Source organism: Streptomyces sp. NPDC051136, assembly GCF_044455745.1.
Lineage (GTDB): Bacteria > Actinomycetota > Actinomycetes > Streptomycetales > Streptomycetaceae > Streptomyces.
The window spans coordinates 13,944-28,483 of sequence record NZ_JBITFE010000018.1; the positions used below are offsets into that span (position 1 = coordinate 13,944).

The window sequence follows — 14,540 nt, forward strand, 5'->3', positions numbered from 1 at the left end:
ACTGCCTGGTGGGAACCCTGATGGTGGCGGTCTGCCAGGGGACCTCGTCACCGCGTTCGGGGACGGTCCGAGGACGTCCTGGGACGTTTTACGTGCCCGCGAAGGACTCCAGGATGCCGAGAACCCGCCTGGTGTCCGACAGGTCCGGCAGGATCTCGTGGGCGCCGGAAGCGGCCAGCTCCTCGGCACTGTGGACACCGGAGGCGACCGCAAGGATCGCAGAACCAGTGGCCAAGGCGGCTTCCACGTCGCGGGGGGTGTCTCCCACCAGGACGACGGGCACATCGGCCGGAACGCCACGGAGCTGCTGTATGCGTTCACGTGCGACCGCAACAAGTTCTGGACGGAGCTCGGCGTCCGCTCCGTAGGCGCCGGCAGGCAAATCCAACAGCGAGTCGAGGCCGAAGGCGGAAAGCTTCACCTGAGCGTTGGCGGCAATGTTGCCGGTCAGGACAGAGGAGACCCAACCACTTCGTGCGGCAGCGGCCTTCAGTACCTCGTGAACCCCTGGCAAAGCCGTCCCGCGCAGGCGCAGATCATCAAGGCGGTCATGCCCAGCTTGCGCGAGGGCGGCCTCGATGACGGACCACTTGGGTACACGTAGCCCGTCGCGAAGGAACATGTCGCGCATGATGAGTCGATCCGTGCGCCCCTCGGTACGCGCCGGCGCCGACGGTTCGCGTCCCGCGAGTGACGAGAAGGCGGCAGCGTAGATCTCCTTGCTGACCCCCGCGTTCTCGATGAGGGTGTGGTCGATGTCCCACAGGACGATGAGCTCCATGGCGCCAGGGTAGGCAGTCGGTTCGATGCTCTGCTTCCGTGACGGCGTCCCAAAACGTCCTTGCGCGATCATGCACCGGGCCGCTTCTATGGCTCCTGTGAACGACCGACTGCACTCTGTGCTTGCGCAGCGCGGCGTCTCGCCCGAATCGCTCGCGGAAGTCTGCGAGGTGGACCCCAAGACGGTGAGCCGGTGGCTGGGAGGGCGCGTTCCACACGCACGGCATCGCTTCCGCGCCGCCCGCCACCTGCGCGTGGAAGAGACCTTCCTGTGGCCGGCGCCGCCTCGACGGTCCGGCCGACCGCGTGACGGGTTAGGCGAACTGGTCGGCGCCTATCAGAACCGTGCCAGCGTGCCGCGGGACGTCTGGCTCTCGCTGCTGCGAGAGGCCCAGCACGAGATCGGCGTCCTCGTCTTCTCCGGCACGTTCTTTGCGCAGTCCAATCCGCACGTAGCCAAGATGCTCTCCGAGCGCGCGGCGGAGGGGGTCCGTGTGCGCCTGTGCTTCGGCGACCCGGACGGTCAGGCAGTCGCGATCCGAGGCCGCGAAGAGGGAATCGGCGACACCCTTGCCGCCAAGATCCGAGCATCACTGACGTACTACCGGCCCCTGCTGGGCGAAGCTGGGTGCGCCGTACGCCTCCACGACACCACGCTCTACACGTCCATGTTCCGCTACGACGACAACCTTCTGGTCAACCCCCACATCTGGGGGCAGCCGGCCAGCGCCAACCCCCTGTTCCACCTCAAGAGGACAGAGGGGACTGGGTGGTTCGACAGCTACGCTCAGAGCTTTGACGCCGTCTGGGCCGCCGCGCGGCCGTGGACACCCGACCACGAGAGGACCAGCGCCCATGGGTAGGACTGAGTACTACAACGACCCGGCCGCCCCGAAGGCAAACACCCTCATCCCGGCCAGCAACCTGCTCGTAGTCGACGACACCGGAGCCATCCTCCTCCAGCGCCGCCGCGACACCGGCCAGTGGGCGCTTCCCGGAGGCGCGCAGGACATCGGCGAGACCGCGGCAGAGTGCGCGGTACGCGAGTGCCTGGAAGAGACCGGCATCGTCGCCGAGATCACCGGCTTCCTTGGCGTCTACACCAACCCGAACCACATCGTCGCCTACAGCGACGGAGAGATCCGCCAGCAGTACGAGAACACGTACATCGGCCGCCCCATCGGCGGAACTCCCACGATCAACGACGAGGCCGACGGGGTGCGCTTCGTCCAGCCGGCCGACCTCGACCAGTACGACATCCACCCGAGCATGCGCCAGCAGATCGGGGACTACCTGGCCGGCACCTATCCCTACCTCGGCTGAGCCGCCAGCGCCGCCTCGATGCGCTGCACAGAGGAGACGATCTCCGGCGCCGCGCGGCGGATGAACCGGCCGACCACACTGTCCGCGCCATAGCGACTGATGATCTCCGCGATCCGCTCCTGCGCACTGGTCCGGCCACCGTCGGGCGTGGTCGTCATGTCGCAGTACACGAGAGCGTCCACCAGCAACGGCTCCCCCAGCAACGGAAACTCCGACGTCAACTCGTCCCGCAGCCCTCGCTCCTCGGCCTCCAGCAGGGCAAAAGAGTGGTTCGCGACGAGCCGCACCAGCCGCTCGTCGGCCCCATGCTCGTCACGGAGGAACCTTGCCCCGTCCAGCGGGTGGAACCCCGTCACGGCCAGCCGAGGTACGTACCCGACATCGTGGAGCGTGGCGGCAGCGACGAGAAGGTCGCCGTTCTTGCCAAGAAGTCGCCGGACCTCGGTCGCACGCTTGGCCACTCCTTGAGTGTGCGCCCACCTCCGTGGAAGCAGGGTGCTGAGTTCAGCTTCCGCTACCTGCGCCGCCCACATCGTGCTCACATCGGCCATGCCGAGCTTCCTGCCCTGGTGGCGTGCCAAACACACCACGTGGTTGTCCCACTGCGGTATGCACCGGGTACAAGCGGGCGCCTTCAGAGGTGGGGAAGGCGCTCTCACCCTTGGTGTCTTCCGCTCAAGTCGGGTGATCCAAAGCCCCTTCCCAACTATCGGACTCCTTCTAGACTGTGTGCCAAATCGACACAGCAGAGTGGGCATCTCGGTCAGGTGTCCTGAGGACGGGGTAGCGGGTGGGGGACATGGACGAGCGACTGCAGAACCTAGCCAAGTCATCCCCGAACTTCGGCATCCTCTACCCCCTGAAGCCGCTGTTGTCGCTCTACGGTGCGCAAGCGGAGGCTACGGTCTTCACGAACCCGAACTCTTCGCTTGTTCAGGCGGGTCAGTTCGGCGAAGTCCTCGCAGAGGAGCTGATCACCCGGATCGGCATGCGGGTGGAAGGCGACCGCCAGATCGATCGGTTGACCGCTCTGACCCGAGCCGGCGTTTTGGTGCCCGAGATCCGTCGGGACTTCGATCAGCTGCGGGTGGACCGTAACAAGGCCGCCCACGCCCATCTGTTCGACACGGCCAGGGCGCTTGAGGCAGTACGCGTCTGTTACAAGCTCGGGTTGTGGTTCCACGACGCGATCTCCGGGCGCCGCACGGTGGCAGAGTTCGTGCCGCCAACCGATCCGCAGGCCGTTGTCTCGGACCCGGAGGAGCTCGCTGAGCTCACTGAGGCGTTGGATGGCCATCGCAAGGCGCTCACCGAGGCCCGCACACGCCTCACTGAGTCAGCGAGCGAGCTGGAGGCAGAGCGGAAGGCAAGGGCCGAGGCGGAGCGCCTCATAGCCAGCGCCGGCGCGAACAACGCCGAGCTGCTGGCCCAGCTTGAGCAGCTGACTGCACAGGTCGCCGAAATGCGCGCAGCCCAGACGGCGGCCTATGAGCAGGCCCGACAGGCCCCGCGTCCGGTCGATCCTGCGGCTCGTGACGCGATCATTCACCGTGCACAGCGGAAGGCGCCGCTCAACGAGATTCAGGCCCGTGACGAGATCGACAAGCTGCTTCGAGCTGCTGGTTGGGTAGTCCAAAACCGGAGCGAGGTCAACCCGCTGGCCGGTCCTGGCGTAGCCGTGCGCGAGTTCACGCTCGCCACCGGCCGTGCCGATTACGTCCTCTACGTGGACGGGCGGATCGTAGGTGTCATCGAGGCCAAGCGCGAGGGAACCCATCTGGCCAGCGCAGTCGCCCAGAACGACCGCTATGCGGGCGGTGTTCTGAAGGAGCACCGGCTCGCAGTGTGGCGCGAGGACGAGCCCTTCGCCTTCCGATACGCGACGACGGGTACCGAGACGTACTTCATCAATCGCCTCGACCCTGACGCGCGCTCGCGCGAGGTGTTCGCGTTTCATCAGCCAGAGACCATCGCCGCCTGGATGCGGCGTGCCGAGGAGCACCCAGAGGCACCCACCTTCCGCGCCGCTCTGCGCTGCATTCCAGAGCTGCAGCGCAACGGTCTGCGGCCAGCGCAGATCGAGGCGATCAAGGGGCTGGAGAGTTCCCTCGCTCTGGACAAGCCGCGGGCTCTGATCCAGATGGCGACCGGCGCGGGGAAGACCTACACCGCCGTCTCCCAGACCTATCGGCTGCTCAAGCATGCCCGTGCTCGCCGCGTGCTTTTCCTGGTCGACCGCAACAACCTGGGCAAGCAGGCTCTGGATGAGTTCCGCAAGTTCACCACCCCGGACGACGGCCGCAAGTTCTCGGACATCTACAACGTCGAGCGCCTGGGCGCTGCGGGTCTGCAGGACAGCACCTCGGTGGTGATCTGCACCATCCAGAAGATGTACCGCCTCCTCACCGGCGAGCAACTCGTAGATGATGATCCGGCCGATGAGGCGAATGACGACACGGCGTACGAGGAGTCCTACGCTGCCGAACGCCCCGTTGAGGTGGGCTACAACCCGGCAGTGCCGCTCGAATCCTTCGACCTGATCATCGTGGATGAGTGCCATCGTTCCATCTATGGCCTGTGGCGCGGTGTCCTGGAGTATTTCGACGCTCACCTCGTCGGGCTCACCGCTACCCCGACCCTGCAGACCCTCGGCTTCTTCGGCCGCAACCTGGTCTCCGAGTACACCTATCCTCAGGCCGTCGCGGACGGCGTCAACGTCGACTTCGATGTCGTCCGCCTGCATACAGATTTGCGGGAGAACGGCGGCGCGACGATAGAAGAGGGGACTACGGTCAAGATCCGCGACCGGAAGACTCGCTACCAGCGCTACGAGCAGCTGGCAGACGACTTCACCTACACCACCCGTCAGATCGGACGCTCGGTGGTGGCTGTCGACGAGATCCGCGCCGTTCTCACTGCCTATCGGGACAACTGGCAGAGCTGGTTCCCGGGGCGCAAGGAAGTCCCCAAGACACTGATCTTCGCGGTTGGCGAGGACCACGCGGAGGATGTTCTTGCCCAGGCCAAGGAAGTCTTCGGACGCGGAGACGAGTTCGCCAAGAAGATCACCTACAAGAGCCGTCAAGCCGGCGACGACCCCGATGAGCTGATCCGCGCCCTACGGACATCCCCGCGTCTGAGGATTGCCGTCACTGTTGACATGATCGCCACCGGCACGGACGTTAAGGCGCTGGAGTGCGTGATCTTCCTGCGGGAAGTCCGCAGCGCGGTCCTCTTCGAGCAGATGAAGGGGCGCGGTGCCCGCACCATCGACGCCACAGAGCTGCGCGAGGTGACCCCTGGCGGAGACGAGAGGGTACGTAAAGATCGCTTCGTCCTCGTGGACGCCGTGGGTGTCACCGATTCCCCGCTCGTCGACGCACGCCCGCTCGTCCCCGCCGGAGAACGCCAGATCTCCCTTGCCAAGCTCCTCGACAAGGCGGGCACCCAATCGATCAGCGCCTCCGAGGCTGAGATTCTTGCTGGTCGCCTCGCCCGACTCAACCAGCAGCTCAATGACAGCGAGCGTGACCAGCTCACCAAGGCTGCCGGTGGCCGCACCCTCTCAGAGATCGCGAGCGCCATCGTCAAGGCCGTCGACCCCGACCGGCAAGATCAGGCAAAGGCGGAGGGGGGCGAGAAAGCGGCCCGCGCACTGGTTGTATCCGCTGTGGCTCCACTCGCCGCCAGTCCCGACCTGCGCAAGCTGATCATCGAAATCCGCCGGGACAAGGACTATGTGATGGATGAGACCACTGCGGTCTCCGTCACCGACGTTCACGCAATTCCACGAGAGGAACGGGCTCGCGAGGAGGTTGACCGCTGGAGCCGTCTGCTCAGGGAGCAGCGCGACAAGATCGCCGCGATCTCCATTGCACTCTCCAGCCCTCGCTCGGTCGGCCCCACCGAGGCGTATGGCGCACTCAAGGAGCTTGCTGACAAGATCCGACGTCCCGACTTCGCCTGGACACCGCAGGTCTTGTGGACCTACTACGAAGACCTTGGCCGTGCCAACGAGCAGCCCGGCAAGGAAGCCGGCGTGCCCGACCTCATCTCGCTCATCCGGTACGAGCTCGGCGTAGATTCGGAGCTGAAGCCGTACCGTGAGACGGTAGAAGAGCGCTTCGAGGGTTGGCTGCTCCGGCAGCGACAGGCCGGTGTGGAGTTCACGGAGGACCAGATGTGGTGGCTGGAGGCCATCCGCGACGTCGTCGCCAGCGACGTCGGCATCGCCCCGCCGGACTTCCGAGCGGAACCCTTTGTCAGCCGCGGAGGGGGCAAGGGTCTTGCTTTGGCCTTTCCTGGGCGCAATCCGCACGAATTTCTGAATGAGCTGAATCGAGAACTGGCTTGAGTGAGACGGAACTTCCTCAAGGTTGGGCTTCCGCCCGCCTCGAAGAAGTGTGTGTGCCCATCGCCAAGGTCGGACGTGACGGCTACGGACGAGATCGATTTAAGTATGTCGACATTGGGTCCATCGACAGCGGAACCAATCGGGTGCGGAATGCTGAATGGGTCGACTCCGATAGGGCTCCCTCGCGTGCACGTCAAGTCATCCGTAATGGCGATACCGTCTATTCGACCGTAAGGCCGTACCTCCGTAAGATCGCAATCATTCCGGAAGAACTCGACGGTCACGTGGCCTCAACTGGCTTCGCCGTTCTTCGTGCCCACGAGGAGATTGATTCACGCTATCTGTTTTATGTGACACTCACTGACGAGTTCGCCTCACAAATCCTGCCCAAGCAACGTGGCGTCAGCTATCCTGCAGTTCGAGAGGCGGATGTACTCGATGTCACCATCCCGATTCCTCCACCTGATGAACAGCGGCGCATTGTGGAGGCCATCGAGGATCACCTTTCTCGCCTGGATGCAGCTGATGATGCTCTGGCGCACGCTAAGTTGCTCGGGCCTCTGCAGACGCGCTCGCTCTTCACTGCGGCATCAGAGGGACGGGTTGCGCACCGCGTCTCTGAATCGGTTCCGGATTTTCGTGCGATTCGTCAGGAGATCTGGAAGAAGTTCAAGGGGAAGAAGAAATATAAAGTTCCTGCATCTCCGGACCTCTCGGTCGCTCCTGTAGTGCCTGATGGTTGGAGTGTCTTTAGCCTTGAGGAGATTACGGATCCTATTCGAATCATTCGCTATGGCATTCTGATGCCTAAGGTGAAGGAGGGAGGCACCGTCCCCTATGTTGAGGTAAAGGACCTAGCGGGATGCGTGCTACGGGGAGAGGGACTGCACCTCACTAGCAGCGAACTTGACGAACAATTCGCCGGTGCGAGAATCCAACCGGGAGATCTCGTGTTGGCAGTGCGAGGTTCTTACGACCGTTCTGCCATCGTCCCGCCGTCTATCACGTCGGCGAATGTGAGTCGTGATGTAGCGCGCATCGCTCCACTTCCTGGACTTGATGTTGAGTACTTGCAGCTCTATTTTCAGAGTAGGTTTGCTCAAGCCTACCTGAAGAACCATGCTCGCGGTGTAGCGGTAAAGGGCGTAAATATTGCTTCGATCCGCGCAATGCCGGTAGTTGTACCCCCGTCCGGATCTCAACGTGAGATCATCGAATACGTCCAACAAAAGCAGACGGTGATTGGTGCAGTAGATGATGCGGTGGAGCGAGCAATCCGTAGAAGTTCTGCCTTGCGTCGAGCTATTCTTTCGCGGGCGTTGAATGGCAAACTTGTCGCGCAAGACCCGGATGACAAGCCTGCATCCCTGGTGCTAGAACGCATTCGTGCTGAGAGGGGCGCGTCGGGCAAGGGTGGTCGCTCGGGACGTGCAAAGGTGTCGACGGCGTTGAATGCTTGACGTTGCTAGAATGCCGCTATCGTCAGTCCACGCAGGGCTGTAATCATGGAATCTTAATCCACTGTCCAGCAGGAGTTCCAGCTCTAATGAGCACTGTTGAATCCATCCGGGATGCATCCAGGGTAAGCGCGCAAACCAATGCGCTCGTTGCGAAGCTCTGGAACTACTGCAATGTCCTGCGGGATAACGGTCTATCAACCATTGAGTATGTTGAGCAACTTTCGTATTTGCTCTTCTTGAAGATGGCTGATGAATTGGCAGCTGATCCATTTGCTGAGGAGACGGCAGAGCCGATCGTGCCGCCCGGCTTGGACTGGCAGTCGCTGGCCTCCAAGCGTGGTGAGGAATTGGAGGCTCACTACCGTAGGGTGCTTGCAGAGCTTGGTAAGCACCCGGGCACCACACTGGGCACTGTCTTCGCCAAGGCTCAGAATCGCATCACCGAGCCCGCCCTCCTCGAAAAGCTGGTTGTCGAGTTGATCGGCAAGACGGACTGGGTCATGGAAGGCACTGACCTCAAGGGTGACGCCTACGAGGGTCTTCTTGCCAAGGGAGCCGAGGACACCAAGACAGGGGCTGGACAGTACTTCACCCCGCGCCCCCTAATCGACGCCATGGTGCAGGTGATGCGGCCTGGTCCGCGGGATACGATCACAGATCCGGCCTGCGGGACCGCAGGCTTCTTGATTGCTGCGCATAGTTATATCCGGAAGCATTATCTCAAGGGCCTCTCTAGAGAGCAGCGTCTCGCGCTCGGGCAGGGCACCATCTGGGGAAATGAACTCGTTCCTGGCACCGCACGTCTCGCCGCGATGAACATGCTGCTCCACGGCATCGGTGAGGCTGGCGGTGAGTCTCTCATCACCACGGGGGACGCGCTCGCCGATGCGCCGTCTCGGCGTGCCTCACTCGTCCTTGCTAATCCGCCCTTTGGTAAAAAGTCGGCGATCACCGTTGTAGGGACGGACGGCAAGACCGACCGAGAAGACATTAGTTACGACAGGTCCGACTTCCGGGCGACGACAACCAACAAGCAACTGAATTTCCTGCAGCACATTATGTCGCTGATGGAGATGGATGGCCGCGCGGCGGTGGTCCTGCCCGACAACGTGCTGTTCGAAGGCGGGGCCGGCGAGAAGATCCGGCGTCGCCTTCTTCAGGAGTTCAACCTCCACACGATTCTGCGCTTGCCTACTGGCATCTTCTACGCGGGCGGCGTCAAGGCGAACGTACTGTTCTTCGAGAAAAAGCCGCCACGGGCCGACGACATGCCCAATACCTCCGATGTCTGGGTGTACGACTTTCGGACCGGCATGCACTTCACGCTGAAGCAGCGACCGCTCCGCCTCGCCGATCTCGCCGACTTCATTGAGGCGTATAAGGCGGACGACCGCTCGGCGCGCAAGGAGACCGAAGATGGGCGCTTCAAGCGGTTCACGTATGAGGAGCTCATCGCCCGTGACAAGGTCAACCTTGACATCACATGGCTGAAAGACCCGGCGCTCGACGATGCGGACAGCCTGCTCCCTCCTGAGGTCATCGCCCAGGAGATCGTGGAAGATCTCCAGGCTGCTCTCACAGAGTTCGAGGCGATTGCCGAGGCACTGGGCGGTGAGGTTAAGCCTGACCTTGCCGCTGAAGAGGACGTAGCAGAGGCATGATGCCTCGGACCTTGGGAAGTTGAGGGCCCAGGTTGCGTGAGCGATGCGTGAGCGGACGGTGCGGCACGAGCCGTCACGAGCCGCACCGCGCATCACGACGCACATGCTCTGACCAGGCAGTTCCGGACACCGGAGCAGTGTCCGGAACCACCCGGCAAGCTTTGGCCAGGACTTTTAATCCATTGGTTGTGGGTTCGAGTCCCACAGGGCCTACCGCGCGCAGGCGGGCCGTCCGGCTCCGACCTGCCAGTCAGCGCCCGAGTCCGCTTTCGCCGTCTCGGGCGCTGACTCGTTCTCGACGGGTGGACCCAAGCCGATGGTTAGGGTTTTTCGGCATGAGCACAACACTGTCCGAGAGGCGTCGGATCACCCCACGCCGGCTCGGCGCCGCCGCCGCCGTCTACGGCGTCTTCGTCGCGGGCTGGTACCTGGGCCAGCCCGTGGTCCCCGCCTGCGATGCCGACCGGGCCGCGCTCGACCGGACCGCCGAGCGGTACGACTCCGGACCTCCCTCCACGCCCGCACCGGAGTACAGCCCGGTCCCGGCTCCGTCGGCGTATCCGGACCGCACGCCGCTCGAAGACGCCCACACGATGCATGCGCAGGTGGTCCAGACCCTGACGGTCACTTCCCACGCCGTCACCTGCACCGACGACACCCGCGAACGCCCCCGCCTTCGTGCCTGGTTCGACGGCGACTGGAGGTAGAGCCGGATGACCGCCTGGACGACCCCGCGCCACCTCGGCGTCGTCACCGTTCTGTACGCGGTGTTCCTGGCCGGGTGGTGGCTGGGCCAGCCCGTGCGCTCCGACGGCTGTGCCGAGGACGGGATCACCGCCGGGGCGGGCGGCCGTCCCGCACCGGTGGAGCCGGCCGACCCGGGCCGGTACCTGGGGAGCCTCGGCTTCCTGGACCTCGGTCTCCTCGACTGGGCCGACGACATGGACGGCCGCCGCGACGGCAAGTACGGTCCCGGCGACCACAGGTACGAGGTGCGGTACGGGGACGGAACGGACGTCACGTCCGGCGCGGACCATGCCTTCTGCCTCTATACGGAGCGCGCCCGGCTGCTCGCCTGGGTCAACGGCGACCGGGGCTGACCCGGCCGGGTCCGCGGAGTGCCCGGACCATCCAGGGCTGGAAGGGCAGGTGACCGGGGATCACCTGCCAGTCGTTGACGGCCCAGACCAGGCGCCAGTACCGCTCGACGAGCGGATCGTGTCCCGCCTCGAACCGCCGCGCCATCCACTCCCGCAGCTCCGTGCCGTCGGGACGGCCGAGTACGGCGGCGAAGCGCTCCGCGACGGCGTCGACGACCGGGACGGCGTCGGCGGCCTCCGGGTCGATGCCCGCCTCCCGTGCGGCGGCGACGGCCTGCCTGACGAAGGGGATGAGCTCCGCCACCGCCTCCGGGGCCACGTCCGGCAGCACCGCCTCGTCGGCCGGCGGGAGCGCCGCCTGCGCCATGCGCCCGCGGAAACCGTCGTCGGCGATGAGTTCGGCCAGCTCCACCCACGCGGCGAGCTGGGCTTCGGACGGGTCGTCGGGGAGTTCGGGCAGGGCCGTTCGCAGGGCGGCGGCGGCGTCGCGGGCGTACGGCGTGTCGGTGCCGAGGCCGGTGACGAAGTCGGCGACCGCGCGCCGTCGTTCGTCGCTGGTGAGGCGTGCGATGCGGTGCATGAGAACGGTCTCCTCGGGGCCGGCTCCGCGCCGGGCGACGAGCCGCAGCATGCTGTGGCGCAGGCGCAGGGCGCGGATCTGGAGGGCGGTGGCGTCGGCGTGCGCGGCGGCGACATCGGCGACGGAGAGGTCTCCGTCCAGGACCCGGCGGACCGTGCCGAGATCGACGTCCAGCTCCCGCAGGACGCCGACGAGGTGCAGCCGGCCGAGGGCCGCGTCGTCGTAACGGCGGTATCCGGCCGGGGTGCGGTCCGTGGGGGGCAGCAGTCCGGTGTCCGAGTAGAACCGGATGGTCCGGACCGGCACACCGGTGCGGGCCGACAGTTCACCGATCGAGTACAGGGGCGTCGCGCCGTTCATGACGCCCACTCTCCGGTCTCCAGTCACTGGAGAGTCAAGCCGTGCCGGACGCCCGCGGGGCGCGGAGACGAAGGGGCGGCGCCTGCCCGAGGGACGCGGTGCGCCGTGGCGACGGTGTCGCCGCCTAGTGTGTGCCTCGCCGGCCCCCTCGGACCTCGCCGGACCCCGCCGCCCGCCCGCCTCCCGGAGTGCACCGCATGCCCCTGCCCCACGTCCTCCTCTCCGCCGCCGTCTCCCTCGACGGCTACCTGGACGACACCGGCCCCGACCGGCTCCTGCTGTCCGGCCCCGCCGACTTCGACCGGGTCGACGAGGTGCGGGCGTCGGTCGACGCGATCCTGGTCGGGGCCGGGACGATCCGGGCCGACAACCCGCGGCTGCTGGTGAACGCGGCCGAGCGGCGGGCGGCGCGGGTGGCGGCGGGGGAGGCGGAGTACCCGCTCAAGGTCACCGTCAGCGGCAGCGGGGAGCTGGATCCGGCGGCGCGGTTCTGGCACACGGGCGGCGAGAAGCTGCTGCTGACCACGGACGACGGCGCCCGGCGGGCCCAGGGGCTCGGGATCGGTGCCGATGTGGTGCCGCTCGGGCCGGTGTTCGACTGGCGGGCGGCGCTGGAGTACCTGCACGACCGGCGGGGCGTGCGGCGGCTCATGGTGGAGGGCGGCGGGAGCGTCCACACCCAGTTGCTCCAGCGGGAACTCGCCGACGAGCTGCAGCTCGTCCTCGCGCCGCTGTTGGTGGGCGACCCGGCCGCGCCCCGGCTGTTCGGGCCCGGCGCCTACCAGGGCGGGCGGCTGCGGCTGGTGGAGACCCGGCGGATCGAGGACGTGGTGCTGACGCGGTACCTGCCGACCGCCCCGGGGACCGGTGACCGTGTCACCGCCGCCGACCGGCACTGGCTGGCGCTCGCCTGTGAGCTGGCCGAGCTGTGCCCGCCCTCGGAGACCGCGTTCAGCGTGGGGGCGGTCGTGGTCGCCGCCGACGGGAGCGAGCTGGCGCGGGGGTACTCGCGGGAGGGCGGCGATCCCGTCGTGCACGCCGAGGAGGCCGCGCTCGCGAAGACCGACCCCTCGGACGCGCGACTCGCGGGTGCGACCGTGTACAGCAGCCTGGAGCCCTGTGCCCGCCGTGCCTCCCGGCCCGCGCCCTGCGCCCGGCTGATCCTCGACGCCGGGGTGCGGCGCGTCGTCACGGCATGGCGGGAGCCGGACACCTTCGTGCCGGGGGCGGACGGGAGCGGGGTGCTCGCCGCGGGGGGCGCCGACGTCGTCGTCCTGGCCGAGTACGAGGCACGTGCCAAGGCTCCCAACCGCCATCTGGAGGGGTAGGACACCTCAGGAGACATACCGATGTGCATTCCGCCCCCGGGATGACGTACAGTGGTGAACACAACGACGCGGGGTGGAGCAGCTCGGTAGCTCGCTGGGCTCATAACCCAGAGGTCGCAGGTTCAAATCCTGTCCCCGCTACTGAAGGCCGAGGGCCGGAATCCGAAAGGGTTCCGGCCCTCGGTGCGTTTCGCCGCGCACCGTGTCATCCGGTCGGCCCCTCACCGCTCGCCCCCCGCCCCCGCTCCCGGAAACCTGGAGCCCTGGACGGCGAGCGGCGCGAACGTGCGGGGTGGCGGGAGACGAAGTGGTGCGGCCAGGTGACGTGGAGGACGAGGGAGCGGCCGCCAGGGCCGGTGGCAGGCTCCCCGGCGATCCCGTGCCGGACCCCGGCCTCGGGGACGAGGGGCCGCCCGCCGGGCCGCCCCCGCGTCGCCGGACCGGATACGGACGGGCCTTCGTGCACGCGCTCCCCGTGCTGCTGATCGCCGTCGCCATCCTGTACGACGTCTTCACCCCGAGGTACTTCACCGCCGGCCCCCTCTACACGGCCGCACCCCTGATCGCCGCCCCGCTCTACTCACGGCGCGGCACGGCCCTCACCGGTGTCGCCGTGGTCGCCGCGGTCATCGGGCTGCAGCTCGGCAAGGGCGTCGCCCACTACGTCGACTCCCTCACCGAGCTGATCACCATCGCGACGGTCGCCGTGCTCGCCGTCCTCGTGAACGGTCTGGTCCGCCGCAGCGACGAGCGCCTCGTCTCCGTGCGCGAGATCGCCGAGGCCGCCCAGCGCGCCGTGCTGCCCGAACCCGCCGAGCGGATCGCGGGTTTCGAGATCGCGGTCTGCTACCAGGCCGCGCAGGCCGACGCCTTCATCGGCGGCGACCTGTACGCGGTGCAGGACAGCGCCCGCGGCGTCCGGCTCATCGTCGGCGACGTACGCGGCAAGGGCATGGGCGCGGTCGCCGCCGTCGCCGTGGTGATCGGTGCCTTCCGGGAGGCCGCCGAGCAGGAGGCCACGCTGGAGGCGGTGGCGCAGCGGCTGGAGCGGGCGCTGGCGCGCGAGGGCACCCGGCGGGAGGGACTGGACGCCTTCGAGGGCTTCACCACCGCCGTGCTCGCCGAACTCCCGCACGGCGCCGGGACCGTCCGCATCGTCAACCGCGGTCACCCGCCGCCCCTGCTGCTCTACGCGGACGGGACGCTGGGGGCGCTGCCCGCCCGTGAGTCGGCGCTGCCGCTCGGCATGGGCGAGCTGGGCGTGTGGCCCGACCGGGCGGACGAGGTCGCCTTCCCCGGTGGCGCCACCCTGCTGCTCTACACCGACGGGCTGACCGAAGCCCGGGACGCGAAGGGCGAGTTCTACGATCCGCAGGCGCGGTTGTCCGGCCGCGTCTTCAGACATCCGATGACACTGCTGGACACCCTGGCCGAGGACGTGCGCCGGCACTCCGGGGGCGGCATGGCGGACGACATGGCGCTGCTCGCCGTACGGCGGCCCCGGCGGGGCGATCATGATCATTGTCACGAGCCGTGACGGGGCGACCTCCCTGCGCATAACGGTTGACGCACCGTCAGAAGAAAGTGGCGTGAA

Annotated in this window: 12 protein-coding genes and 1 tRNA gene; 10 read left to right on the plus strand and 3 right to left on the minus strand. The window is 66.7% G+C overall.

Translation table 11 applies throughout. The annotated features are described in order from the left end of the window. Nucleotides 1-88 precede the first annotated feature (88 nt). Nucleotides 89-781 carry a haloacid dehalogenase-like hydrolase gene (locus ACIBCJ_RS35415; RefSeq protein ID WP_365979620.1) on the minus strand — a complete coding sequence of 231 codons (693 nt, stop codon included), beginning with the start codon at nt 779-781 and terminating at the stop codon, nt 89-91. 97 nt (nt 782-878) lie between these two features. Here ACIBCJ_RS35415 and ACIBCJ_RS35420 point away from each other — a divergent pair, with 97 nt between their 5' ends. Continuing rightward, nucleotides 879-1,643 (plus strand): helix-turn-helix transcriptional regulator, encoded by a 765-nt coding sequence (locus ACIBCJ_RS35420; protein WP_365979621.1) that lies wholly within the window; start codon nt 879-881, stop codon nt 1,641-1,643. Beyond that, complete coding sequence (locus ACIBCJ_RS35425; protein WP_365979622.1) at nt 1,636-2,103, plus strand: NUDIX domain-containing protein; 468 nt, start codon at nt 1,636-1,638, stop codon at nt 2,101-2,103. The genes ACIBCJ_RS35420 and ACIBCJ_RS35425 overlap by 8 nt, the downstream gene beginning before the upstream one ends. Here ACIBCJ_RS35425 and ACIBCJ_RS35430 read toward each other — a convergent pair. After that, nucleotides 2,091-2,654 carry an HD domain-containing protein gene (locus tag ACIBCJ_RS35430; protein WP_365979623.1) on the minus strand — a complete coding sequence of 188 codons (564 nt, stop codon included), beginning with the start codon at nt 2,652-2,654 and terminating at the stop codon, nt 2,091-2,093. The genes ACIBCJ_RS35425 and ACIBCJ_RS35430 overlap by 13 nt on opposite strands. 248 nt (nt 2,655-2,902) lie before the next feature. Here ACIBCJ_RS35430 and ACIBCJ_RS35435 point away from each other — a divergent pair, with 248 nt between their 5' ends. The 5 genes from ACIBCJ_RS35435 (at nt 2,903) to ACIBCJ_RS35455 (ending at nt 10,678) form a co-directional block, all read left to right on the plus strand. Next, a complete protein-coding gene (locus tag ACIBCJ_RS35435; protein ID WP_365979624.1) occupies nt 2,903-6,457 on the plus strand; it encodes a DEAD/DEAH box helicase family protein in 3,555 nt (1,184 codons plus the stop codon). A gap of 53 nt (nt 6,458-6,510) precedes the next feature. Continuing rightward, entirely contained in the window at nt 6,511-7,917 is a 1,407-nt protein-coding gene (locus ACIBCJ_RS35440; protein WP_365979625.1) for a restriction endonuclease subunit S, read from the plus strand. Nucleotides 7,918-8,003: 86 nt separating this feature from the next. After that, nucleotides 8,004-9,578, plus strand: a complete 1,575-nt coding sequence (locus tag ACIBCJ_RS35445; RefSeq protein WP_365979626.1) for a class I SAM-dependent DNA methyltransferase — start codon at nt 8,004-8,006, stop codon at nt 9,576-9,578. A 335-nt stretch (nt 9,579-9,913) separates the two neighbouring features. Further along, nucleotides 9,914-10,285 carry a hypothetical protein gene (locus tag ACIBCJ_RS35450; protein ID WP_365979627.1) on the plus strand — a complete coding sequence of 124 codons (372 nt, stop codon included), beginning with the start codon at nt 9,914-9,916 and terminating at the stop codon, nt 10,283-10,285. 6 nt (nt 10,286-10,291) lie between these two features. Further along, on the plus strand, nt 10,292-10,678 hold the full coding sequence (locus tag ACIBCJ_RS35455; protein ID WP_365979628.1) for a hypothetical protein: 387 nt from the start codon (nt 10,292-10,294) through the stop codon (nt 10,676-10,678). Here ACIBCJ_RS35455 and ACIBCJ_RS35460 read toward each other — a convergent pair. Next, nucleotides 10,659-11,618, minus strand: a complete 960-nt coding sequence (locus tag ACIBCJ_RS35460; protein ID WP_365979629.1) for a MerR family transcriptional regulator — start codon at nt 11,616-11,618, stop codon at nt 10,659-10,661. The genes ACIBCJ_RS35455 and ACIBCJ_RS35460 overlap by 20 nt on opposite strands. Nucleotides 11,619-11,815: 197 nt before the next feature. On the opposite strand from ACIBCJ_RS35460, the gene ACIBCJ_RS35465 reads away from it, so the two are divergent. The 3 genes from ACIBCJ_RS35465 to ACIBCJ_RS35475 all read left to right on the plus strand — a co-directional run bounded on the left by ACIBCJ_RS35465 (nt 11,816) and on the right by ACIBCJ_RS35475 (nt 14,483). Next, on the plus strand, nt 11,816-12,946 hold the full coding sequence (locus ACIBCJ_RS35465; RefSeq protein ID WP_365979630.1) for a dihydrofolate reductase family protein: 1,131 nt from the start codon (nt 11,816-11,818) through the stop codon (nt 12,944-12,946). Nucleotides 12,947-13,013: 67 nt separating this feature from the next. Next, a tRNA-Met gene (locus tag ACIBCJ_RS35470) sits at nt 13,014-13,087 on the plus strand. Nucleotides 13,088-13,256: 169 nt separating this feature from the next. Then, nucleotides 13,257-14,483: a PP2C family protein-serine/threonine phosphatase gene (locus ACIBCJ_RS35475; RefSeq protein ID WP_362107000.1), complete on the plus strand. Its 1,227-nt coding sequence runs from the start codon at nt 13,257-13,259 to the stop codon at nt 14,481-14,483. The last annotated feature ends 57 nt before the right edge of the window (nt 14,484-14,540 follow it).